Consider the following 24,111-nt stretch of genomic DNA (forward strand, 5'->3'; position numbering starts at 1 on the left):
TTTAAGGATATGTTATTCGTCATTTTTGTTAAACCCACTGAGCCGAGGCTCTCAATAAAGGAAATAGTGATGTTAAAAATTCAAAAGTTTTCAGCAGTGGCATTATTAGTCGGCGCCGTATTGGCGACCTCTGCCTGTAAAGATGACAAAAAAGCGCAAGCGGCGGCAGAGCCTGCAAAACAGGAAGCACCGGCAGCCGCGCAGGCGGAAAATAGCCGGGTTAAAGATCCTTCTTATGCGGTAGGCGTGTTAATCGGTAATGATTTAAAAGGTTTGGTTGAAGCGCAGAAAGACGTAATCGCTTATGATAACGATAAAATTCTTGCGGGCGTTGCGGAAGCATTGCAGGGCAAAATTGATTTAACCAACCAAGACGTGGTGAACACGTTAAAGGATATTGATGAAAAATTAAAAGTTGCCGCCCAAACCAAAGCCGAAGAACAAGCGAAACAGGCCAAAGCGGAAAGTGAGAAATTCATTGCCGAATTTAAGCAAAAAGACGGCGTGAAAGAAACCAAATCCGGTTTGCTGTATCGCATTGAAAAAGAAGGTGAAGGCGCAGCTATTAAACCGACAGATTCCGTGAAAGTACATTACACCGGCAAATTAACTAACGGTACGGTATTTGACAGCTCGGTAGAACGTGGTCAGCCGGTAGAATTTTTATTGGATCAGGTTATTCCGGGTTGGACCGAAGGTCTGCAGTTAGTGAAAAAAGGCGGCAAAATCGAATTGGTTATTCCTGCCGAACTTGCTTACGGCGAGCAGGATTTAGGTACGATTCCACCTAACTCAACACTTCATTTTGAAGTTGAAGTATTAGACGTTACTCCGGCTAAAAAATAACGAAAAATCTACCGCACTTTTTTGGTTATTAGACGAAAGTGCGGTTCCTTTTTTGCGGGTAATATAATGCTAAGTATAAAACGACCTTTCACTGATGAAGACCGTGCGATTTTAAATTCCTACAAAGCCGTGGTTGAAGGCGTAAGCGCTTTACTCGGTAGCCATTGCGAAATCCTCTTGCATTCTTTGGAAGATTTGGATAATACCGCCGTTTACATTGCCAACGGACATAATACCAATCGGCAAGCGGGTACGACGCTGAGCGAAGCGGATTTACAATCTCTGCAAGCTATGGAAAACGGCATGGTTTTAAAGCCGTATTTTACGCGTCATAAGGGCAATAACGGGCTAATGAAGTCGACGAGTATCGCCATTCGTAACGGTAAGCGGCAGATTATCGGTTTATTGTGTATTAATCTTAATTTGGAAGTACCGGTTTCCCAGTTTATCCAAGCCTTTATTCCGACTCAAGACTATCCGGTCACCACGGCGGGCAATTTCGCCAGTTCTGTAGAGGAGTTGGTATTGCAAACGGTGGAAACCACCATTGAAGAAATTACGGCGGATCGTCTTGTGGCAAATAACAATAAAAACCGTCAAATCGTTACCACGCTTTTTGAGAAAGGTATTTTTGATATTAAAGATGCAATTAATCTGGTGGCGGAAAGATTAAATATTTCCCGCCATACCGTTTATCTTTATATTCGCCAAATAAAACAGGACGACCAAAAATAATGCGTTATGTACTTTCCGTCCGGCAGCCGGTTTATGGCTCGCAAGGCGCTTATTTAGCTTATCAGTTCGCGCAGGAATTAATCTGTCAGGGGCATCTGATCAGCCAGATTTTCTTCTCTCAGGAAGGGGTATCTAACGGCAACGGATTGGTTTATCCTGCCAATGATGAGTTTAATCTGGTCAAAGCATGGCAGACTTTCTCAAAAAAGCACAATGTGCCTTTACACTTGTGTATCGCCGCTTCGCAACGCCGCGGCGTGGTGGATAAATTGACCGCTCTCGATCCCGCGCAAACAAACCTGGCGGAAGGTTTTGTGTTGGCAGGTTTAGGCGAATTCAGTAAAGCAATGTTAGAAGCGGACAGAGTGATAACCCTATGAAATTAGCTTTCGTTTTTCGCCAAAGCCCCCATGGTACGGCAATTAGCCGGGAAGGATTGGATGCGTTGCTTGCCGCTACCGCATTTTGTGATGAAGAAGATATCGCAGTATTTTTTATGGCGGACGGCGTATTGAATTTGTTGGCGAATCAACAGTCGGATTTGATCCTGCAAAAGGATATTGCGAGCGCTTTTAAGCTTTTGGATCTTTACGATATCGGACAACGTTATATTTGTGCCGAATCTATGGATGATTTTGCCTTGAGCTATGATGATTTGGTTATAAATTGTGAAAAAATCGACCGCACTTTGATGTTGCAAAAGCTTCAACAGGCAGAAAAAATTATTACTTTTTAATATGTTATATACTTTCTCTAAAGCTGATTATGCTCCGCGCGAATTGGCGGATTTGCTTGCCCGGCTTACGACGCAGGATGCGGTTTTATTATGGCAGGACGGCGTATTACTCGCTTTAAAGTACGGCGATTATTTTGTCAAACACAGCTCGCAAGTTTATCTGTTTGAGCCGGATATACGGGCGCGCGGGTTGAGCGCGTTAATTCAGCAAAAAAATAAGTCTTTTAACCGGATTCAAATGCCTCAACTGGTGCAATTGACGACCCGATATTTCCCTCAATTAGCGCTGTAGGATCTTCAAAGATCCTACGGACTATTTCTTGACATATTCCCTTTTCGGCATTAGAATGCAACGTCCACTTTCAGTATGGAAGCGGATTTAGTAAAACAATTCAATCATGAATAATTTTTTAACTGGAGCTTATTAATGGCAACTATCAACCAGCTAGTACGCAAACCGCGTGTGAAAAAGGTTGTAAAAAGTAACGTTCCTGCATTACAGGCTTGCCCGCAGAAACGTGGCGTGTGTACTCGCGTATACACTACTACACCTAAAAAACCGAACTCAGCATTACGTAAAGTATGCCGTATTCGTTTAACAAATGGCTTTGAAGTAACTTCATACATCGGCGGTGAAGGTCATAACCTTCAAGAACACAGTGTTGTGTTAATCCGTGGTGGTCGTGTAAAAGACTTACCGGGTGTGCGTTATCACACTGTACGTGGTGCACTTGACTGTGCAGGCGTTAAAGACCGTAAACAAGGTCGTTCTAAATACGGCGTTAAACGCCCTAAAGCTTAATGGTTCTCCGTTAAGTAAGGCCAAACGTCTAAATTAAACAATCTAAACCATAAACTCCAGTCAGATGCGAAATATCGCAATAAGATGAGTTTTGGGTATCCTGAAGATAAAAAACGGAGAAATTGCAATGCCACGTCGTCGTAGTATTGAACCTCGCAAAATTCTTCCAGATCCGAAATTCGGTTCAGAATTGCTTGCGAAATTTATTAATGTTTTAATGGTAGATGGTAAAAAATCTATCGCAGAATCAATCGTTTATAATGCATTAGACACTTTAGCTCAACGTACGAACAAAGATGCGTTAGTTGCATTTGAAGAAGCATTGGAAAACGTCCGTCCAACCGTAGAGGTTAAATCTCGTCGTGTCGGTGGTTCTACATATCAAGTACCGGTTGAAGTGCGTCCTGCACGTCGTAACGCATTAGGTATGCGTTGGATCGTTGAAGCGGCACGTAAACGCGGTGACAAATCAATGGCGTTACGTTTAGCGAACGAATTATCTGATGCGTCAGAAAATAAAGGTTCAGCAGTGAAAAAACGTGAAGATGTTCACCGCATGGCGGAAGCAAACAAAGCGTTTGCTCACTACCGTTGGTAATCATCTAGTAGTATTTACTAAAGGCTTCATCCTTGATGGAGCCTTACCCATATTTAAAATTTCATATTAAACCCAAACAAGGTAATAATAATGGCTCGTATAACCCCTATTGAAAGATATCGTAATATCGGTATCAGTGCGCATATCGACGCGGGTAAAACAACAACTTCAGAGCGTATCTTGTTCTATACAGGTGTTAGTCACAAAATCGGTGAAGTACACGATGGCGCGGCAACCATGGACTGGATGGAACAGGAACAAGAACGTGGTATTACCATCACTTCTGCTGCAACAACAGCATTTTGGTCCGGTATGTCACAACAATTCCAACAACATCGTATCAACGTTATCGACACTCCGGGACACGTTGACTTCACAATCGAAGTAGAACGTTCAATGCGTGTTCTTGACGGTGCGGTAATGGTTTACTGTGCGGTTGGTGGTGTTCAACCACAATCGGAAACAGTATGGCGTCAAGCTAATAAATACCAAGTTCCGCGTATTGCGTTCGTAAACAAAATGGACCGTACTGGTGCTAACTTCTTACGTGTTGTAGAACAATTAAAAACCCGTTTAGGTGCTAACGCTGTTCCTTTACAACTTCCTGTAGGTGCTGAAGATAACTTCAAAGGTGTGGTTGACTTAATCAAAATGAAAGCAATCAACTGGAATGAAGAAGATCAAGGTATGACATTTACTTATGATGATATTCCTGCGGATATGCTGGAAGCATGCGAAGAATGGCGTAACAACCTTGTTGAAGCGGCGGCGGAATCTTCAGAAGAGCTAATGGAAAAATACCTTGGTGGTGAAGAGTTAACCGAAGAAGAAATCAAAGGCGCATTACGTGCTCGCGTTCTTGCCAATGAAATTATTCTGGTAACCTGTGGTTCTGCATTCAAAAACAAAGGTGTTCAAGCAATGCTTGATGCGGTTGTTGAGTATTTACCTTCACCGGTTGATATTCCTGCAATTAAAGGTATCAATGAAGATGAAACTGAAGGTGAACGTCACGCAAGCGACGATGAACCGTTCGCAGCATTGGCATTCAAAATTGCGACCGACCCGTTTGTTGGTAACTTAACCTTCTTCCGTGTGTATTCGGGTGTGGTTAACTCCGGTGATACGGTAGTGAACTCAGTACGTCAAAAACGTGAACGTTTTGGTCGTATCGTACAGATGCACGCAAACAAACGTGAAGAAATCAAAGAAGTTCGCGCGGGCGATATCGCGGCCGCAATCGGCTTAAAAGACGTAACTACCGGTGATACATTATGTGATCCTAACGCACCAATCATTCTTGAGCGTATGGAATTCCCGGATCCGGTTATCTCCGTTGCGGTTGAACCGAAAACTAAAGCCGACCAAGAAAAAATGGGTCTTGCATTAGGTCGTTTAGCGCAAGAAGACCCTTCATTCCGTGTTCACACTGATGAAGAGTCCGGCGAAACAATCATTTCAGGTATGGGTGAGTTACACTTAGACATTATCGTTGACCGTATGAAACGTGAGTTTAAAGTGGAAGCTAACATCGGTAAACCACAAGTATCTTACCGTGAAACAATCCGTACCCGTGTTAACGATGTTGAAGGTAAACACGCAAAACAATCCGGTGGTCGCGGTCAATACGGTCACGTTGTTATCGACTTGTATCCGTTAGATCCGGAAGGTCCTGGTTACGAATTCGTGAACGAAATCAAAGGTGGTGTAATCCCTGGCGAATACATTCCTGCGGTTGATAAAGGTATCCAGGAACAACTTAAATCCGGTCCTTTAGCGGGTTATCCGGTAGTTGATATTGGTGTTCGTTTACACTTCGGTTCATACCATGATGTGGACTCATCCGAGTTAGCGTTTAAACTTGCTGCTTCTATCGCATTTAAAGCGGCGTTTAACAAAGCAAACCCGGTATTACTTGAACCAATCATGAAAGTTGAAGTAGAAACTCCACCTGAATATGTGGGTGACGTAATCGGCGACTTAAGCCGTCGTCGCGCTATGGTTAACGGTCAAGAAGCAAATGATTTTGTTGTTAAAATCAATGCTGAAGTTCCATTATCAGAAATGTTCGGTTATGCAACAGACTTACGTTCACAAACTCAAGGTCGTGCATCATACTCAATGGAACCGTTAAAATATGCTGAAGCGCCAACAAGTGTTGCTGCTGCAGTAATCGAAGCTCGTAAAAAATAATTTTTTTAATTAACTAAAACTCCCCAAATTTGCACCGCACTTTTGGGGAATAACAAAAGGAAACTGAAAAGTGTCTAAAGAAAAATTTGAACGTACAAAACCGCACGTAAACGTGGGTACAATCGGCCACGTTGACCATGGTAAAACAACTTTAACAGCGGCAATCACTACCGTGTTATCAAAACACTACGGTGGTGCGGCTCGCGCATTCGACCAAATCGATAACGCGCCGGAAGAAAAAGCGCGCGGTATCACCATCAACACTTCACATGTTGAATACGATACGCCGACCCGTCACTACGCACACGTAGACTGCCCGGGACACGCGGACTATGTTAAAAACATGATCACCGGTGCGGCACAAATGGACGGCGCAATCTTAGTAGTAGCGGCGACAGACGGCCCAATGCCGCAAACTCGTGAGCACATCTTATTAGGTCGCCAAGTAGGCGTACCATACATCATCGTATTCTTAAACAAATGCGATATGGTAGATGACGAAGAGTTATTAGAATTAGTAGAAATGGAAGTTCGCGAACTTCTTTCTCAATACGATTTCCCGGGTGACGATACACCAATCATCCGTGGTTCAGCGTTAAAAGCGTTAGAAGGCGAAGCGCAATGGGAAGAAAAAATCCTTGAGTTAGCAAACGCATTGGATACATACATTCCGGAACCAGAACGTGCGATTGACCAACCGTTCTTATTACCGATTGAAGACGTATTCTCAATCTCAGGTCGTGGTACGGTAGTAACGGGTCGTGTAGAGCGCGGTATCATCCGTACGGGTGATGAAGTTGAAATCGTTGGTATCAAAGAAACGGCGAAAACAACGGTAACAGGTGTTGAAATGTTCCGTAAATTACTCGACGAAGGTCGTGCGGGTGAAAACATCGGTGCATTATTACGCGGTACTAAACGTGAAGAAATCGAACGTGGTCAAGTATTAGCGAAACCGGGTTCAATCACACCACACACAGACTTCGAATCAGAAGTTTACGTATTATCAAAAGAAGAAGGCGGTCGTCATACTCCGTTCTTCAAAGGCTACCGTCCACAATTCTACTTCCGTACAACGGACGTAACAGGTACAATCGAATTACCTGAAGGCGTGGAAATGGTAATGCCTGGCGATAACATCAAAATGACAGTAAGCTTAATCCACCCGATTGCGATGGACCAAGGTTTACGTTTCGCAATCCGTGAAGGCGGCCGTACAGTAGGTGCGGGTGTTGTTGCGAAAATCATCAAATAATTGATGTAACGGCAAATCTGAAAAGGGGCTCGAAAGAGTCCCTTTTTTATGGTGCAAAACCGAAAGGTAAAAAGAGCGGTTAATTTTTGCGGATTTTTGTCTGATAAAAGATCTCTAGGACAATGATAAATTTGTTATTCGATGTTTTTTATTTAATACGGATTTGAGAAAAACTATAATTTCTCATTAATTTGTACAATTTTGATCCTTTTTTCTGGAGTAGATTTGAATTATGTTAGATATTGTTTTATATGAACCGGAAATTCCTCAAAATACGGGGAATATTATCCGATTATGTGCTAATACGGGTTTCCGTTTACATTTAATTGAACCGTTGGGGTTTACTTGGGATGATAAACGTCTTCGTCGTTCCGGTTTAGATTATCACGAATTTGCCCACATTAAAAAACATAAAACTTTTGAAGTTTTTTTGGAGTCGGAAAAACCTAAGCGGTTATTTGCATTGACAACAAAAGGCGGGCCGGCACATAGTGAAGTGAAATTTGAGTTAGGTGATTACTTAATGTTTGGTCCTGAAACCCGAGGTATTCCTATGGCTATTTTAGATAGTATGCCCATGGAACAAAAAATCCGTATTCCAATGACTGAAAACAGTCGCAGCATGAATTTGTCCAACTCGGTTGCGGTAACGGTTTATGAAGCCTGGCGCCAGCTGGATTATATCGGCGCAGTGAATTTAAATCGTAAATAAAATGCCTTGAGTTGATCAAGGCTTGTTTTTTCTATCATCAATGTTTTTAAGTAAGTAATTACCTTTTTCATCACATAGACTACGAAACCCTACATTGGTAATAGCAAAGGGTGTTTGCGGTGCTAATTCGGAATAATCAAAGTTTTCATGATGATGCCCGTGAAATAAATGCTTAATTTGCATTTGAGAGGCTAATTCATTTAATACTGTAAAACCGGAGGGATGAGGTTTCGGCGCTTCATGACAGATTAAAATATCTGCGGTTTCTTTACTTAAATTCTCAATATCCGCAGGGAAAATGGAAGAACGATGGCGAAGCGGGATACCGCCTCGCCAAATTTTTTCCTGCGAACAATACTGACAATAATGAATCGGATCTAAAAACAGCGGTTTGTTTGGCGGCATCCAGATTTGACCTCTGAATACACCGCCCAGTCCGGCAATTTTTTTGCCTTGAATTTCAGCTACTCGTCCGTGCAGGTTACGATTTTTCCATTTTGAACCCCATAAGGCTTCAAAAGCGGCAACAGTTTTACTGTCATGATTACCATGAATATACCAAAGATCACAATATTGGGATAATTTATCTAATTCTTCTACGGTGGTTAATTGAAGATCACCTAAGATAATGAGAGCAATATCCTCTTTTCCTCGCACAAAAGGATATAAATGCTTAAAGTATCCGTGGGGATCTCCGGCAAATAAAATCATAATTTATCCTGATTTAAAATAGATTAATCGTTTTCATGAGTCAGTTCCGAGACTTCTTCATCATTCAGTACTTTTTCAACAATCGCTTTTGCTTGATCATAGCGTTCTAAATAACTTGGTGACTCAATTTCAATATAAGGAACTTTATATTTATCTAACAATTTTTTCAGTAACTGTTGAAAACGTTGGCGTTGTTTATAATCGCCCAGGCTACGTAGTCCGTCATCTACCCATTTTGTATTATTATTTAGCAATATAGTCACATCAAAAGGATATTCTTTAATCATAGAATCCAAAAACGGGTGCGGTTTTCCTTCATATTGAATACAAAATGCTTGCGTGGTAATGAAATCCGTATCAATAAATGCTACTTTATGAGCATGACGCACGGCATAATCAATATAATGCTGATGGCCGAGCGCCATTTGCGGATAATCAGAATATTGCATGGCTTGTTCGTCGCCGCCAAGTTTATCAAATACGAAATCACGTCCGTATTCCCAAGCGGAAGTCGTATTAAAAACCGTCGCCAATTTGTTGACAAGCACGGATTTACCGCTACTTTCTCCTCCTAAAATAGCTATGGTTTTGGCAAAGAACGGGCGCACTTCTTTTGGAATATATTTCCAATATTTAAACGGCTGAGTGCGGATTTTTGTGGCGGATACATTAAAAGATTCGCGCGCCGGATCAACCAAATGTACTTCTAAATTAAGGTATTTTTCATAAGGCGCTTTATCCTGCGGTTCGCTGCTGAATACTACCGTCGGATTAATTTCTTTTTCTTTAAATAATGCTTTTGCCGCATTGGACCAGGCTCGCCAGCCGTTCGGATAACTCGGAATACCGTCTTCCACCAGATTGTGAATAAAAATCTGATTCTTTTGATATTTGAAAATTTGTTGCATCCAGCGCAAACGATCTTGCACTGTTGGCATACGCTTCATTTTGCTGTCATAGAAAAGCTGCAAATCACGTTCGGTATCGCTGCACACAATTACATGTAGCTCATCCACTTTACTGAAGGCCTCATAGATCATATTGATATGGCCGGTATGCACGGGATAAAATTTGCCAAAAATCACGCCGACTTTTTTGTTGTCTTGTTCCGTAATTTGTAATGCTTTATGTAATGCCGTTAATTTTGCCGCACTGGGGTTTTTAATTTTTCCACTTACAAGTTGATTAAAGTAAGCCCGCGTAACATTAGCTTGCTCACAGATATCGTTTACCTTGAGATTTAGTTGTTTACGTTTTTGTTGTAAATAAGAAAAATTAGACATGAGGTATTCCTTGTTTCTTCACATTATGAAGTATAAATATGATAAAAATGCGAAAAAATTAACCGCACTTTGTATTCGCGATATATTTGTACTGTAATCTGCATAATTAATTTGTATTGTATGCAATCCTGCTACAAATAAAAACATTTAAAACCATTTTTTCGCCAGAAACTTTGCGCTATACTATGCGGGCATTCTCAGGGCAGGGTGAAATTCCCTACTGGTGGTATATGTTTACATAAGCCCACGAGCGCCTATTTTTATGTGATGTAGAATTAGGGTCAGCAGATTTGGTGAGATTCCAAAGCCAACAGTTAAAGTCTGGATGAAAGAGAATAAAAAACGCTTCGCAAGTTTTTTTAAGAACTTGCGCCGAGTTCTTTTTATAATCAGCCCTGATTCTGGTATCAATAATTTATATTAATAAAGGAATTTACTATGAATCAGTCATTATTAGCTTCATTTGGTTCGTCTGAAGAACGTGTTATTGCCGCACTTGATACTTTCAAACAAGGTAACGGCGTTTTAGTTTTAGATGATGAAAATCGTGAAAATGAAGGTGATCTTATCTTCCCCGCAGAAACAATTACTACGGAACAAATGGCGAAATTAATTCGTTACGGCAGTGGTATTGTGTGCTTATGTATTACCGATGAGCTTTGCCAAAAACTGGAATTACCGCCAATGGTTGCTGCGAATACCAGTGTGAATAAAACCGCCTTTACGGTGACAATTGAAGCCGCCGAAGGAGTCAGTACCGGCGTATCCGCCGCAGATCGCGTCACCACAGTGAAAGTTGCGGTTGCGGATAACGCAAAACCGTCGGATTTACACCATCCCGGACATGTATTCCCGTTAAGAGCGGCTGAAAACGGCGTATTAGCCCGTCCGGGACATACCGAGGCCGCCGTTGATTTGGCGCGTCTTTGCGGCTATAAACCGGCAGGCGTTATTTGCGAAATTACCAATGACGACGGCACGATGGCCAGAACGCCGGAATTAGTGGCGTTTGCACAAAAATTCGGTTATGCGGTGGTGACTATTGAAGATCTGATTGCGTATCGGACTAAATACAATAAATAATCAGCGAAAACAGATAGTAAAAGTGCGGTAAAATTTACCGCACTTTTTTGCATTACAATCCTTTTTTTACCCAGTATTTGAAGGGCAGGCTTTCGGTTTCGCTGTTTAACAACGTGTGATCCATAAATTGGCAAAAGCTTGGGATATCTCTTGTTGTTGCCGGATCATCGGCGATAATCAATAACACCTCACCGTCTTGCATATGGCGGATTTGTTTGCGTACCATCATAACCGGTTCCGGACAACGTAAACCTAATGCATCAAGGGTATGATTACTAATGATTTCATTCATTGTGTTATACTTCATACTATTAATTTAAGGCGCTATCATACAACTCAAGTGCAGTTTGGTCAAAATTAAAGATATTTGCGAAAAGTAAATGGAATATTTAATCCCTAAAAGTGCGGTCGTTTTTGAAGAAGAAATTAAGAAAAGTCGCTTCATTACCTATTTGCGGCATACTGAAGGGCTGGTTGAAGCCAAGGCGTTTTGGCAAGACGTTAAACTGCGTCATCCCGGTGCTCGCCACCATTGCTGGGCGAGTGTAGCGGGAGCGCCTAATAATTCTCAGAAATTAGGTTTTTCCGACGACGGAGAACCGGCGGGAACGGCGGGTAAACCGATGTTGAGCGCATTGCAAGGCAGTCAAATCGGTGAAATCAGTGCTGTTGTGGTGCGTTATTACGGTGGAATTTTATTAGGGACCGGCGGGTTGGTTCGCGCTTACGGTAACGGCGTGCAACAGGCTCTAAAATTATTGGAAACAACGGTAAAAATTGAACGCCAGGTTTATGGCTTATATTGCGATTATGGACAGGTCAATTGGTTACAATTACTCTGCGAAAGATATAATGTTTTGATTGAGAACCAGCTTTTCCAAGAAAATGTATGGTTTCAGTTAGCGATTAGTGATGATAAACTTGAACCTTTCAAACAAGAATTAACAGAACGTTCCGCCGGACAACTGACTATTGAACCTGCGGAATAAGAGAGAATATTGTGCATATATTATCCATCGTTCGGATTGTGGGCATTTTGGTTATGTGTTTTTCAGTCGCTATGTTGGCGCCTGCTTTTGTCGCTTTAATTTATGGTGACGGCGGCGGTAAAGCCTTTATGCAATCTTTTGTAATCAGCCTAATTGTCGGAACCACACTTTGGTGGAGCTGTCATAGCCATAAACAAGAATTACGTTCCCGCGAAGGGTTCATTATTGTGGTTGCCTTTTGGGTGGTTTTGGGCAGTCTGGCAAGTATTCCTTTTATGCTGTTTGAATATCCGGATTTAACCGTCGCCTCATCTTTTTTTGAAGCGTTTTCCGGTTTAACTACTACCGGTGCAACAACCATCGTGGGGCTGGATGATTTGCCTAAAGCGATCCTTTTTTATCGCCAATTGTTGCAATGGATGGGCGGAATGGGGATCATCGTGTTAGCGGTTGCCATTATTCCGTTATTGGGTATCGGCGGGATGTCATTATATCGCGCCGAAATGTCGGGGCCAATGAAAGAACAGAAAATGCGCCCACGTATTGCGGAAACCGCCAAAATTCTCTGGTTTATTTATGCCTCATTAACTATTTTATGTGCACTTGCCTATTACTTGGCGGGTATGTCTCCTTTTGATGCTATTAGCCATAGCTTCTCTACCGTATCCATCGGCGGATTTTCTACTCATGATGCCAGTATCGGTTATTTTAATGATAGTTGGATTAATTTAATTACCGTCGTTTTTTTATGGATTTCAGCCTGTAATTTTGCATTACATTTCCGTGCGTTCTCCGAGATTAATAAAGGCGGTTTTTTTAAAATTTACCGTAATGATCCGGAATTCCGGTTTTTTGTTAGCATTCAGGTAATTTTGATTTTGATTTGTTCGGCGGTCATGCTTAGTCATTCTTATTTCGAAACCACTTGGGAAAATATTGAGCAGGTAATTTTTCAATCCGTCTCTATTTCAACCACAACAGGTTATACTACATCGGATTTCTCGGCATGGCCGTCTTTTGTGCCAATGTTGCTCATTATCGCATCTTTTATCGGCGGTTGTGCCGGGTCTGTTGGCGGCGGTGTTCGGGTAGCGCGGATTTTAGTATTGTATTTGCAGGGAAAACGTGAGCTTAAACTTTTTGTTCATCCGAACTTAGTTTATCCGATCAAATGGGGAAAACGTATTTTAGATGAAAGAGTAATCGGGAGTATTTGGGCATTTTTTTCTGCGTATTTGCTGGTCTTCATCATTTGTCTATTAGGGGTTATAGCTTGCGGCGTCGATGTATTTAATGCATTTAATGCGGTATTGGCTTGCATTAATAACCTTGGGCCTGCAATGGGCATCGTCAACAGTAATATGGTTGAAATTCCTGATAGTGCAAAATGTATTTTAACTATTGCAATGGTATGCGGACGTTTAGAAATTTTCACTTTACTTGCTTTATTTAGCCCAACTTTCTGGAAAGCATAATGAAAACAATCATTCTTTATTCAACTCATGACGGACAAACGAAAAAAATAGCGGAATATCTGGCTCAGAATTTAGACAAGGGCGCCAAAGTTGTTAATCTGACCGAGCTAACGCAAAACCTTGCGGATTTCGACCGCATTATTATCGGCGCTTCCATTCGTTACGGACGCTTTGATAAAAATCTTTATAAATTTATTGAAAAACATACCGCACTTTTACAGACCAAGCTCGGCTATTTTTATGGTGTGAATCTCACAGCGCGTAAGGCAGGTAAAGATACGCCGGAAACTAATGTTTATGTACGTAAGTTCTTAGCAAAGATTCATTGGAAACCGACGGATTCAGCCGTATTTGCCGGCGCGTTGTTTTATCCGAGATACAAATGGATTGATCGGATCATGATCCAATTCATTATGAAAATAACGGGTGGAGAGACGGATCCTACCAAAGAAATTGAATTTACTAACTGGGAAAGCGTGAAAAACTTTGCTAAAAAGATCCAAAATATGAATTAATAGTCAAAAAATTGTGCCGTTTATCATTAAGTTATGCAAAATTGTTCAATAAAAAAGCAATTAAAAGATTTTTTTAAAAAAGATCTTGCAAGTCAATCTGAAATCTCTATAATACGCCTCCGCCCCGCAAGGGAAGCAAGTAAAATAAAAAATAAGTAAATTTGAGTAAAAAATTGAACATGTTTGCTTGACAATGAAATCGGCTTTTAATAGAATTTCCTTCCTTGCTTAATGCAACCGTTCTTTAACAACTTATCAGACAATCTGTGTGGGCACTTGAAAGATTCGTTTAAACAAAAAATTTAAACAAGACTTAGAGTGCTGAACAAAGTTAATTTAATTAATGATTTATAGTCAGTATTTTGAGCGATTGAACTTTTTAAATTGAAGAGTTTGATCATGGCTCAGATTGAACGCTGGCGGCAGGCTTAACACATGCAAGTCGAACGGTAGCGGGAGGAAAGCTTGCTTTCTTTGCCGACGAGTGGCGGACGGGTGAGTAATGCTTGGGGATCTGGCTTATGGAGGGGGATAACGACGGGAAACTGTCGCTAATACCGCGTAATATCTTCGGATTAAAGGGTGGGACTTACGGGCCACCCGCCATAAGATGAGCCCAAGTGGGATTAGGTAGTTGGTGGGGTAAAGGCCTACCAAGCCGACGATCTCTAGCTGGTCTGAGAGGATGACCAGCCACACTGGAACTGAGACACGGTCCAGACTCCTACGGGAGGCAGCAGTGGGGAATATTGCACAATGGGGGGAACCCTGATGCAGCCATGCCGCGTGAATGAAGAAGGCCTTCGGGTTGTAAAGTTCTTTCGGTGACGAGGAAGGTGTTTGTTTTAATAGGACAAGCAATTGACGTTAATCACAGAAGAAGCACCGGCTAACTCCGTGCCAGCAGCCGCGGTAATACGGAGGGTGCGAGCGTTAATCGGAATAACTGGGCGTAAAGGGCATGCAGGCGGACTTTTAAGTGAGATGTGAAAGCCCCGGGCTTAACCTGGGAATAGCATTTCAGACTGGGAGTCTAGAGTACTTTAGGGAGGGGTAGAATTCCACGTGTAGCGGTGAAATGCGTAGAGATGTGGAGGAATACCGAAGGCGAAGGCAGCCCCTTGGGAAGATACTGACGCTCATATGCGAAAGCGTGGGGAGCAAACAGGATTAGATACCCTGGTAGTCCACGCGGTAAACGCTGTCGATTTGGGGATTGGGCTTTAGGCCTGGTGCTCGTAGCTAACGTGATAAATCGACCGCCTGGGGAGTACGGCCGCAAGGTTAAAACTCAAATGAATTGACGGGGGCCCGCACAAGCGGTGGAGCATGTGGTTTAATTCGATGCAACGCGAAGAACCTTACCTACTCTTGACATCCAGAGAATCCTGTAGAGATACGGGAGTGCCTTCGGGAGCTCTGAGACAGGTGCTGCATGGCTGTCGTCAGCTCGTGTTGTGAAATGTTGGGTTAAGTCCCGCAACGAGCGCAACCCTTATCCTTTGTTGCCAGCATGTAAAGATGGGAACTCAAAGGAGACTGCCGGTGACAAACCGGAGGAAGGTGGGGATGACGTCAAGTCATCATGGCCCTTACGAGTAGGGCTACACACGTGCTACAATGGTGCATACAGAGGGCGGCGATACCGCGAGGTAGAGCGAATCTCAGAAAGTGCATCGTAGTCCGGATTGGAGTCTGCAACTCGACTCCATGAAGTCGGAATCGCTAGTAATCGCAAATCAGAATGTTGCGGTGAATACGTTCCCGGGCCTTGTACACACCGCCCGTCACACCATGGGAGTGGGTTGTACCAGAAGTAGATAGCTTAACCTTCGGGGGGGGCGTTTACCACGGTATGATTCATGACTGGGGTGAAGTCGTAACAAGGTAACCGTAGGGGAACCTGCGGTTGGATCACCTCCTTACTAAGTTTTAGGCGACTGGCAAGTGTTCACACAGATTGTTTGATAGAAAAAGAGAAGAAAACGACCGCACTTTTTTATTATCATCTAGGTCTGGTAATAAAAGGAGAAAAGCGCGGAACAAGCGAAGGCGTCGAGAGATCCGCTTTAACTGTTGTCCCCATCGTCTAGAGGCCTAGGACATCGCCCTTTCACGGCGGTAACCGGGGTTCGAATCCCCGTGGGGACGCCATTTAAAGATGATTTTTATTGTCTTTTTGTTCTTTAAAAAATTGGAAACAAGCTGAAAAACTGAGAGATTTTCTGAAAAGAAAGTCTGAGTATAAAAAAATCTTGGCCGAGCAAAAGCGGTCAAGTGTTTAGTAATAACGAACGACACAGGTATGAGAATACTTGAGGTTGTATGGTTAAGTGATTAAGCGTACAAGGTGGATGCCTTGGCAATCAGAGGCGAAGAAGGACGTGCTAATCTGCGAAAAGCTTGGGTGAGTTGATAAGAAGCGTCTAACCCAAGATATCCGAATGGGGCAACCCAGTAGATGAAGAATCTACTATCAATAACCGAATCCATAGGTTATTGAGGCAAACCGGGAGAACTGAAACATCTAAGTACCCCGAGGAAAAGAAATCAACCGAGATTACGTCAGTAGCGGCGAGCGAAAGCGTAAGAGCCGGCAAGTGATAGCATGAGGATTAGAGGAACCGGCTGGGAAGCCGGGCGGCACAGGGTGATAGCCCCGTACTTGAAAATCATTGTGTGGTACTGAGCTTGCGAGAAGTAGGGCGGGACACGAGAAATCCTGTTTGAAGAAGGGGGGACCATCCTCCAAGGCTAAATACTCCTGATTGACCGATAGTGAACCAGTACTGTGAAGGAAAGGCGAAAAGAACCCCGGTGAGGGGAGTGAAATAGAACCTGAAACCTTGTACGTACAAGCAGTGGGAGCCCGCGAGGGTGACTGCGTACCTTTTGTATAATGGGTCAGCGACTTATATTATGTAGCGAGGTTAACCGAATAGGGGAGCCGAAGGGAAACCGAGTCTTAACTGGGCGTCGAGTTGCATGATATAGACCCGAAACCCGGTGATCTAGCCATGGGCAGGTTGAAGGTTGGGTAACACTAACTGGAGGACCGAACCGACTAATGTTGAAAAATTAGCGGATGACCTGTGGCTGGGGGTGAAAGGCCAATCAAACCGGGAGATAGCTGGTTCTCCCCGAAATCTATTTAGGTAGAGCCTTATGTGAATACCTTCGGGGGTAGAGCACTGTTTCGGCTAGGGGGCCATCCCGGCTTACCAACCCGATGCAAACTGCGAATACCGAAGAGTAATGCATAGGAGACACACGGCGGGTGCTAACGTTCGTCGTGGAGAGGGAAACAACCCAGACCGCCAGCTAAGGTCCCAAAGTTTATATTAAGTGGGAAACGAAGTGGGAAGGCTTAGACAGCTAGGATGTTGGCTTAGAAGCAGCCATCATTTAAAGAAAGCGTAATAGCTCACTAGTCGAGTCGGCCTGCGCGGAAGATGTAACGGGGCTCAAATATAGCACCGAAGCTGCGGCATCAGGCGTATCACTAATACGCCTTACGATTAACAACTTGCGAAGGAAGAGAGCAAGTTGGTTAAGCGACCAACACGTTGAGTCGGCTGTAAGCGAGAGCGAACAGAAAGGCGCGAGTGGAGCGTGAGGAATATTAGTGATACGCCTGTTGGGTAGGGGAGCGTCGTGTAAGCGGAAGAAGGTGGTTCGAGAGGGCTGCTGGACGTATCACGAGTGCGAATGCTGACATAAGTAACGATAAAACGGGTGAAAAACCCGTTCGCCGGAAGACCAGGGTTCCTGTCCAACGTTAATCGGGGCAGGGTGAGTCGGCCCCTAAGGCGAGGCTGAAGAGCGTAGTCGATGGGAAACGGGTTAATATTCCCGTACTTGTTATAATTGCGATGTGGGGACGGAGTAGGTTAGGTTATCGACCTGTTGGAAATGGTCGTTTAAGTTGGTAGGTGGAGCGTTTAGGCAAATCCGGACGCTTATCAACACCGAGAGATGATGACGAGGCGCTAAGGTGCCGAAGTAACCGATACCACACTTCCAGGAAAAGCCACTAAGCGTCAGATTATAATAAACCGTACTATAAACCGACACAGGTGGTCAGGTAGAGAATACTCAGGCGCTTGAGAGAACTCGGGTGAAGGAACTAGGCAAAATAGCACCGTAACTTCGGGAGAAGGTGCGCCGGCGTAGATTGTAGAGGTATACCCTTGAAGGTTGAACCGGTCGAAGATACCAGCTGGCTGCAACTGTTTATTAAAAACACAGCACTCTGCAAACACGAAAGTGGACGTATAGGGTGTGATGCCTGCCCGGTGCTGGAAGGTTAATTGATGGCGTTATCGCAAGAGAAGCGCCTGATCGAAGCCCCAGTAAACGGCGGCCGTAACTATAACGGTCCTAAGGTAGCGAAATTCCTTGTCGGGTAAGTTCCGACCTGCACGAATGGCATAATGATGGCCAGGCTGTCTCCACCCGAGACTCAGTGAAATTGAAATCGCCGTGAAGATGCGGTGTACCCGCGGCTAGACGGAAAGACCCCGTGAACCTTTACTATAGCTTGACACTGAACCTTGAATTTTGATGTGTAGGATAGGTGGGAGGCTTTGAAGCGGTAACGCCAGTTATCGTGGAGCCATCCTTGAAATACCACCCTTTAACGTTTGATGTTCTAACGAAGTGCCTGGAACGGGTACTCGGACAGTGTCTGGTGGGTAGTTTGACTGGGGCGGTCTCCTCCCAAAGAGTAACGGAGGAGCACGAAGGTTTGCTAATGACGGTCGGACATCGTCAGGTTAGTGCAATGGTATAAGCAAGCTTAACTGCGAGACGGACAAGTCGAGCAGGTGCGAAAGCAGGTCATAGTGATCCGGTGGTTCTGAATGGAAGGGCCATCGCTCAACGGATAAAAGGTACTCCGGGGATAACAGGCTGATACCGCCCAAGAGTTCATATCGACGGCGGTGTTTGGCACCTCGATGTCGGCTCATCACATCCTGGGGCTGAAGTAGGTCCCAAGGGTATGGCTGTTCGCCATTTAAAGTGGTACGCGAGCTGGGTTTAAAACGTCGTGAGACAGTTTGGTCCCTATCTGCCGTGGGCGTTGGAGAATTGAGAGGGGCTGCTCCTAGTACGAGAGGACCGGAGTGGACGCATCACTGGTGTTCCGGTTGTGTCGCCAGACGCATTGCCGGGTAGCTACATGCGGAAGAGATAAGTGCTGAAAGCATCTAAGCACGAAACTTGCCTCGAGATGAGTTCTCCCAGTATTTAATACTGTAAGGGTTGTTGGAGACGACGACGTAGATAGGCCGGGTGTGTAAGCGTTGCGAGACGTTGAGCTAACCGGTACTAATTGCCCGAGAGGCTTAGCCATACAACGCTCAAGTGTTTTTGGTGGTGAAAGTTATTACGGAATAAGTAAGTAGTCAGGGAATCGGCTTGTTTTTAATTTTAGAGAATAGAAGAGTAGAAGACTAGAAGTAGGTTAGTGATAGCGGAGAGAAGAATCCGCGGTCAGTATCTGAAACGGAATTATCCTGGCGGCGATAGTGCAGTGGTCCCACCTGAATCCATGCCGAACTCAGAAGTGAAACGCTGTTATGCCGATGGTAGTGTGGGGTATCCCCATGTGAGAGTAGGTCACCGCCAGGTTGTTATGAAGAGAGGCCCCCATCGAGAGATGAGGGCTTTTTTTGTGCTTGTGCTCACACCATACCTACTAACTGAACCGGCGCGTCATCACCGCCATTGACGGGCGTAGGCGCAAAAATGTAGGGAAATTTACCGCACTTTTTTACTGCCATTTTAAATTTGAAAAACGTAATTTAATTCTGTTTTTTCATTACTTTTTCGTATATTGATAATTTATGTGCTAAAAATTGTTGATATTTTTTAATTTCTTTTTCTTGTTCAACTAATTTTTGGTTGTGCGCCTGCAAAATAGCGTAACGTTCGGGAATTGTAGTATCGCCTAAATAACGAAGCCGTGCATATTCCTTTATTTGCGTTAAAGGTACGCCCATCGCTTTTAATTTTAGAATAAACGCAATCCATTCAAGATCCTGTTTGCCATAGTTACGATAACCGCTTTTATTGCGAGCGGGATTAAGTAACCCTTCTTTTTCATAGTAACGCAACGTATCTATGGATAAACCTATTTTTGTAGAAAATTCTTTAATATGCATAAAAATTCCTTGCTTTAGAGTTTGCTCCATAGTTTAACCTTATTGTCTATTTCAATAAACAATAAGGAGAAACCATGTTACATAATCAACAACTTTTAGAAGAAGGATTAAAGAAGCTTAAAGAAATAGATGGTTCACAGGCAGATAAAGTAATGGATGCTTTATCCGATATTGCACCTGATTTAGGCAAATATATTATCAGTTTTGCTTTCGGTGAGATTTACAATCGTCCGCGATTAGATTTACAGCAAAGGGAATTAATCACATTGGCGGCGTTGGCTTCGCAGGGAGGCTGTGAAAAACAGCTTCATGTACATATTCACGCCTCTTTGAATGTAGGTTTATCTCGCAAGCAAATTGTAGAAACCTTTATTCAATGCATACCCTATTTAGGCTTTCCTAAGGTATTGAATGCGGTATTTGTTGCAAAGGAAGTATTTTCAGAAAGGGACGGTACGGAAAATTTTGAAAAAAACGACCGCACTTTTAAGTAAAAAATAAGGAGCAAAATGCTCCTTTTATTTTTAATGTAATTTCAATGACGGACGGATGAACCGGTTTAAACGTCCGATTAAAATAATTAAGCCGGTTTTAAAACAGCCGTGAAGTTTTTGTTGGTGCAGGCGGTATAGCGAGATGTAGGCTAAACGCGCTAAACGTCCTTCAATGGTTAATGAACTTCTTTTGCCCGTTGTAATATTTCCGAGTGCGGTAAATTTTGATAGAGAAACGAGAGAACCTTTATCAAAATAATGGAAATCCTTTAACGGCTTGTTGTTAAATAATGCAACGATATTCTGACCGCATATTGTTGCCATCTGGTTTGCGGCTTGGCCTCGCGGCGGTACCGGTTTACCGTCTTTTTGTAATAAGAAGGCACAGTCGCCGATAGCAAAAATACTGTCATCAACGGTTGTCTGTAAGGTATTCTTTACATTTAACTGGTTAATGCGGTTAACTTCCAGTCCGTCAAATTGTTGAGTAATGGCGGATACTCGGATGCCAGCCGCCCAGACCATTAAATCCGCGTTAATTTCTTCACCTTCTTTTGTGATCAGACACTTTTCTGTAGCTTCCGTGATCATTGTACCGGTTTTTACAGTAACGCCGAGGTTTTCCAATTCTTGTTGAACGGAAGATGAAATGCGTTCCGGCAACGCCGGTAAAATCCGATCACCCGCTTCAATTAACGTTACTTGTAAATGACCGCTTTGGATTTTTCCGTAACCGTAAGAAGATAAATGCTGTGCCGCATTAAATAATTCGGCGGACAGTTCAACGCCGGTGGCGCCGCCGCCGACGATCGCAATATTCACTTTTCCGTCTTGTACTAGCCGCTGTTTGCTATCGTCTTCACCTATTTCTTCTAACGCGTTGTTTTCCGAGAATTTTAAGAATAATTCCAGCATTTTGTGTTGAAAACGCAAAGCTTGATTCGGGCTATCCAGGAAAATACAATTTTCGGCAACGCCTTTGGTATTAAAATCGTTAGATTTACTGCCGATAGCAATGACTAAATAATCATAAGGAATACGGCGGGCAACTACTAATACATCGCCTTCCTGCCCCGTAACAGGTGCTAATTCCACATATTTGTTCGTACGATCGATTCTGGTGATGGAACCCTGTTCGAAATTGAAATAATGATTATGTGCATGAGCACGATAGCTAACCGCGTCGGTTTCGGAATCCAATACACCGGTAGCGACTTCATGTAACAAGGGTTTCCATAAGTGGGTTTGATTTCTATCCACAAGCACCACATTGGCTCGCTGTTTTTTGCCCAGGTTATTACCCAGATAAGTCGCCAGCTCTAATCCGCCGGCTCCACCGCCTACGATGACGATATTTTTCATAGAAGCTCCTAAAAAGTTAAAAACTCAAAAAATTTACATTAATTTAACAATTATAAATAATTTTTAAAAAATAGCTATGATTTCTCAGGTAAGCACCCGAAAGAATTCACTAATTCTGGGAATTTCTTTATAATGCAGAACTTATGCACTCAAAGTGCGGTTATTTTTTCGTAATTTTCATAGGTCGTATGTATTATGCAGCTTATTCGTTCTTCCGATTATGGTTTCTGGTTACTTTCTCAAGGTTCTCATATTCATTTGGTTAATAATTACTTACCGGAAGGAAGGGCTGAAGATTTTCATCTGCAAGGTAAAAAAGGCATGGTAATTGGTGAGTTAGATCGACAACCTTTATGGTTAGTGGAAGAGCAGCCGAATGATACGAGAGCCTATTTTGATTTACGGGATCAACTTTACCTGCCCGAACGTACCTTCAATTTGTTAAATCGCGGCGTTGAATTAAACCATTTCTTTAAAACCCATCAATTTTGCGGAAAATGCGGCGACAAAACTATGCAGACCGAGGACGAGTGGGCGGTACAATGCACGAATGAGGAATGTAATTACCGGACTTATCCGGTTATTTGCCCGTCAATTATTGTTGCCATTCGCCGCGGTAAAGAAATTTTACTGGCTAATCATCGTCGTCATGCGCCGAAATACGGCAAAGGAGGTATGTACACCACATTGGCGGGATTTGTTGAAGTGGGTGAAAGCTTTGAACAAACCATACATCGTGAAGTGTTTGAAGAAACCGGTATAAAAGTAAAGAATATACGTTATTTCGGTAGCCAACCCTGGGCATTTCCAAATTCGCAAATGGTCGGTTTTTTAGCAGATTATGAAAGTGGCGAAATTCGTTTGCAAGAGGAAGAAATTGCTGATGCGAAATGGTTCCGGTATGACGAACCTTATCCCGAATTTCCGGAGAAAGGAACAATCGCACGGGCATTAATTGAAGCGACTTTGAAACTTTGCGCCGAACATCAAGATAAATAGAATAGCTAAACCGCTATTGTAACCGGAGGAAACTGAAAGTTAATGACAACCTTAAAAAATGATCGTTATTTAAAAGCATTATTACGCGAACCAGTGGACATGACGCCCGTATGGATGATGCGCCAGGCCGGACGTTATTTGCCTGAATATAAAGCGACTCGCGCTGAAGCCGGCGATTTTATGTCTCTTTGTCGCAATGCGGATCTTGCCTGCGAAGTAACTTTGCAGCCTTTGCGTCGTTATGAGTTGGATGCAGCGATTTTATTTTCCGATATTTTAACAATTCCCGATGCAATGGGGTTAGGTTTAACTTTTGGCGCCGGTGAAGGGCCTAAATTTGACCGTCCTATTGAAACTAAAAGTGCGGTTGAAAATCTGCCGATTCCGGATCCCGAACAGGAGTTGCAATATGTGATGAATGCGGTTCGCACTATTCGTCGAGAACTTAACGGTGAAGTTCCGTTAATCGGTTTTTCCGGCAGCCCTTGGACATTAGCCACTTATATGGTTGAAGGCGGCTCTACAAAAGCGTTCACAAAAATTAAAAAAATGATGTATGCGGAACCTAAGCTATTACATAAATTACTGGATAAAGTAGCGGATTCCGTCGTTCTTTATTTAAATGCGCAAATTAAAGCCGGCGCACAGGCGGTCATGATTTTTGATACTTGGGGCGGCGTATTAGGCCATCGCGAATATCTAGATTTCTCATTGCAATATATGCATAAAATCGTGAACGGCTTAATTCGCGAAAACGACGGGCGTAAAGTGCCGGTTACTTTGTTTACCAAAGGCGGCGGTTTATGGCTGGATGCTATTGCCGATACGGGCTGTGACGCCATCGGTTTGGACTGGACGGTAAATCTCGCTCAAGCGAAAGCGCAGGTAGGACATAAAGTGGCTTTACAAGGTAATATGGACCCTTCGGTATTATATGCTGCGCCTGAACGCATAGAGCAAGAAGTGCGGTCGATTTTGGCTGATTTTGGCGAAGGTTCCGGGCATGTATTCAATTTAGGACATGGCATTCATCAGGACGTGCCGGTTGAAAGTCCGAAAGTGTTCGTGGATGCGATTCACCAGTATTCAAAACCATATCATAAATAATAATTTCAGGGCGGGTTTATGCTTCGTCCAAATTTCAAGAGTAAGGAAC

At 43.3% G+C, this 24,111-nt stretch carries 22 protein-coding genes, 1 tRNA gene, 3 rRNA genes and 1 riboswitch; of the genes, 21 read left to right on the plus strand and 5 right to left on the minus strand.

The window, feature by feature from the left end; translation table 11 throughout:
• The first annotated feature begins 69 nt into the window (after window positions 1-69).
• The 10 genes from fkpA (at window position 70) to trmL (ending at window position 7,877) form a co-directional block, all read left to right on the plus strand.
• Window positions 70-846, plus strand: coding sequence for an FKBP-type peptidyl-prolyl cis-trans isomerase (gene fkpA, locus MS_RS00735; protein WP_041639459.1), 777 nt, complete (start codon window positions 70-72; stop codon window positions 844-846).
• 66 nt (window positions 847-912) lie between these two features.
• The gene (locus MS_RS00740; RefSeq protein WP_041639460.1) at window positions 913-1,581 is read left to right on the plus strand and encodes a helix-turn-helix transcriptional regulator; all 669 of its coding nucleotides are present in this window, start codon (window positions 913-915) and stop codon (window positions 1,579-1,581) included.
• Window positions 1,581-1,961 (plus strand): sulfurtransferase complex subunit TusD, encoded by a 381-nt coding sequence (gene tusD, locus MS_RS00745; RefSeq protein WP_011199342.1) that lies wholly within the window; start codon window positions 1,581-1,583, stop codon window positions 1,959-1,961. Before MS_RS00740 ends, tusD begins: the two co-directional genes overlap by 1 nt.
• Complete coding sequence (gene tusC / locus MS_RS00750; protein ID WP_011199343.1) at window positions 1,958-2,317, plus strand: sulfurtransferase complex subunit TusC; 360 nt, start codon at window positions 1,958-1,960, stop codon at window positions 2,315-2,317. The genes tusD and tusC overlap by 4 nt, the downstream gene beginning before the upstream one ends.
• Window position 2,318: 1 nt before the next feature.
• Window positions 2,319-2,609 carry a sulfurtransferase complex subunit TusB gene (tusB, locus tag MS_RS00755; protein WP_011199344.1) on the plus strand — a complete coding sequence of 97 codons (291 nt, stop codon included), beginning with the start codon at window positions 2,319-2,321 and terminating at the stop codon, window positions 2,607-2,609.
• Window positions 2,610-2,744: 135 nt separating this feature from the next.
• Entirely contained in the window at window positions 2,745-3,119 is a 375-nt protein-coding gene (gene rpsL / locus MS_RS00760; RefSeq protein ID WP_011199345.1) for a 30S ribosomal protein S12, read from the plus strand.
• A 127-nt stretch (window positions 3,120-3,246) separates the two neighbouring features.
• Complete coding sequence (rpsG, locus tag MS_RS00765) at window positions 3,247-3,717, plus strand: 30S ribosomal protein S7 (RefSeq protein ID WP_011199346.1); 471 nt, start codon at window positions 3,247-3,249, stop codon at window positions 3,715-3,717.
• Between the two features lie 90 nt (window positions 3,718-3,807).
• Complete coding sequence (gene fusA, locus MS_RS00770; protein ID WP_011199347.1) at window positions 3,808-5,910, plus strand: elongation factor G; 2,103 nt, start codon at window positions 3,808-3,810, stop codon at window positions 5,908-5,910.
• A gap of 70 nt (window positions 5,911-5,980) precedes the next feature.
• Complete coding sequence (gene tuf / locus MS_RS00775) at window positions 5,981-7,165, plus strand: elongation factor Tu (RefSeq protein ID WP_011199348.1); 1,185 nt, start codon at window positions 5,981-5,983, stop codon at window positions 7,163-7,165.
• A gap of 232 nt (window positions 7,166-7,397) precedes the next feature.
• On the plus strand, window positions 7,398-7,877 hold the full coding sequence (gene trmL, locus MS_RS00780; RefSeq protein WP_011199349.1) for a tRNA (uridine(34)/cytosine(34)/5-carboxymethylaminomethyluridine(34)-2'-O)-methyltransferase TrmL: 480 nt from the start codon (window positions 7,398-7,400) through the stop codon (window positions 7,875-7,877).
• 15 nt (window positions 7,878-7,892) lie between these two features.
• On the opposite strand, the gene MS_RS00785 is transcribed toward trmL, so the two are convergent.
• Together MS_RS00785 and nadR are read right to left on the minus strand one after the other, a co-directional pair.
• Window positions 7,893-8,588 (minus strand): metallophosphoesterase family protein, encoded by a 696-nt coding sequence (locus tag MS_RS00785; RefSeq protein ID WP_011199351.1) that lies wholly within the window; start codon window positions 8,586-8,588, stop codon window positions 7,893-7,895.
• A 23-nt stretch (window positions 8,589-8,611) separates the two neighbouring features.
• Window positions 8,612-9,871 (minus strand): multifunctional transcriptional regulator/nicotinamide-nucleotide adenylyltransferase/ribosylnicotinamide kinase NadR, encoded by a 1,260-nt coding sequence (gene nadR / locus MS_RS00790; protein ID WP_011199352.1) that lies wholly within the window; start codon window positions 9,869-9,871, stop codon window positions 8,612-8,614.
• 189 nt (window positions 9,872-10,060) lie between these two features.
• Window positions 10,061-10,212: riboswitch (FMN riboswitch) on the plus strand.
• A 97-nt stretch (window positions 10,213-10,309) separates the two neighbouring features.
• Here nadR and ribB point away from each other — a divergent pair.
• Window positions 10,310-10,954 (plus strand): 3,4-dihydroxy-2-butanone-4-phosphate synthase, encoded by a 645-nt coding sequence (gene ribB / locus MS_RS00795; protein ID WP_011199355.1) that lies wholly within the window; start codon window positions 10,310-10,312, stop codon window positions 10,952-10,954.
• Between the two features lie 52 nt (window positions 10,955-11,006).
• Here the strand turns inward: ribB and tusA are convergent, their stop codons facing one another.
• A complete protein-coding gene (gene tusA / locus MS_RS00800; RefSeq protein WP_011199356.1) occupies window positions 11,007-11,246 on the minus strand; it encodes a sulfurtransferase TusA in 240 nt (79 codons plus the stop codon).
• Between the two features lie 88 nt (window positions 11,247-11,334).
• Here tusA and MS_RS00805 point away from each other — a divergent pair, with 88 nt between their 5' ends.
• From MS_RS00805 to rrf, 7 genes are all read left to right on the plus strand, one after another.
• Complete coding sequence (locus tag MS_RS00805; RefSeq protein ID WP_011199357.1) at window positions 11,335-11,943, plus strand: YigZ family protein; 609 nt, start codon at window positions 11,335-11,337, stop codon at window positions 11,941-11,943.
• Window positions 11,944-11,954: 11 nt separating this feature from the next.
• Window positions 11,955-13,418: a TrkH family potassium uptake protein gene (locus MS_RS00810; RefSeq protein ID WP_011199358.1), complete on the plus strand. Its 1,464-nt coding sequence runs from the start codon at window positions 11,955-11,957 to the stop codon at window positions 13,416-13,418.
• Window positions 13,418-13,933 carry a menaquinone-dependent protoporphyrinogen IX dehydrogenase gene (gene hemG, locus MS_RS00815; protein WP_011199359.1) on the plus strand — a complete coding sequence of 172 codons (516 nt, stop codon included), beginning with the start codon at window positions 13,418-13,420 and terminating at the stop codon, window positions 13,931-13,933. The genes MS_RS00810 and hemG overlap by 1 nt, the downstream gene beginning before the upstream one ends.
• A 381-nt stretch (window positions 13,934-14,314) precedes the next feature.
• A 16S ribosomal RNA gene (locus MS_RS00820) occupies window positions 14,315-15,858 on the plus strand.
• 153 nt (window positions 15,859-16,011) lie between these two features.
• A tRNA-Glu gene (locus MS_RS00825) sits at window positions 16,012-16,087 on the plus strand.
• Between the two features lie 173 nt (window positions 16,088-16,260).
• Window positions 16,261-19,289, plus strand: a 23S ribosomal RNA gene (locus MS_RS00830).
• A 162-nt stretch (window positions 19,290-19,451) separates the two neighbouring features.
• Window positions 19,452-19,567: ribosomal RNA gene (rrf, locus tag MS_RS00835) — 5S ribosomal RNA — on the plus strand.
• The 16S, 23S and 5S rRNA genes sit together here with 1 tRNA gene alongside, the layout of an rRNA operon.
• 173 nt (window positions 19,568-19,740) lie before the next feature.
• Here rrf and MS_RS00840 read toward each other — a convergent pair.
• A complete protein-coding gene (locus tag MS_RS00840; RefSeq protein ID WP_102030664.1) occupies window positions 19,741-20,100 on the minus strand; it encodes a MerR family transcriptional regulator in 360 nt (119 codons plus the stop codon).
• 74 nt (window positions 20,101-20,174) lie between these two features.
• On the opposite strand from MS_RS00840, the gene MS_RS00845 reads away from it, so the two are divergent.
• The gene (locus MS_RS00845) at window positions 20,175-20,594 is read left to right on the plus strand and encodes a carboxymuconolactone decarboxylase family protein (RefSeq protein WP_011199362.1); all 420 of its coding nucleotides are present in this window, start codon (window positions 20,175-20,177) and stop codon (window positions 20,592-20,594) included.
• 30 nt (window positions 20,595-20,624) lie between these two features.
• Here MS_RS00845 and MS_RS00850 read toward each other — a convergent pair whose 3' ends face one another.
• Entirely contained in the window at window positions 20,625-21,956 is a 1,332-nt protein-coding gene (locus MS_RS00850; protein WP_011199363.1) for an NAD(P)/FAD-dependent oxidoreductase, read from the minus strand.
• Window positions 21,957-22,151: 195 nt separating this feature from the next.
• Here MS_RS00850 and nudC point away from each other — a divergent pair, with 195 nt between their 5' ends.
• On the plus strand, window positions 22,152-22,955 hold the full coding sequence (gene nudC, locus MS_RS00855; RefSeq protein ID WP_011199364.1) for an NAD(+) diphosphatase: 804 nt from the start codon (window positions 22,152-22,154) through the stop codon (window positions 22,953-22,955).
• A 42-nt stretch (window positions 22,956-22,997) separates the two neighbouring features.
• Entirely contained in the window at window positions 22,998-24,062 is a 1,065-nt protein-coding gene (hemE, locus tag MS_RS00860) for a uroporphyrinogen decarboxylase (RefSeq protein WP_011199365.1), read from the plus strand.
• The last annotated feature ends 49 nt before the right edge of the window (window positions 24,063-24,111 follow it).

The sequence above is a fragment of the [Mannheimia] succiniciproducens MBEL55E genome (assembly GCF_000007745.1).
In the GTDB taxonomy this organism is placed as follows: Bacteria; Pseudomonadota; Gammaproteobacteria; order Enterobacterales; family Pasteurellaceae; genus Basfia; species Basfia succiniciproducens.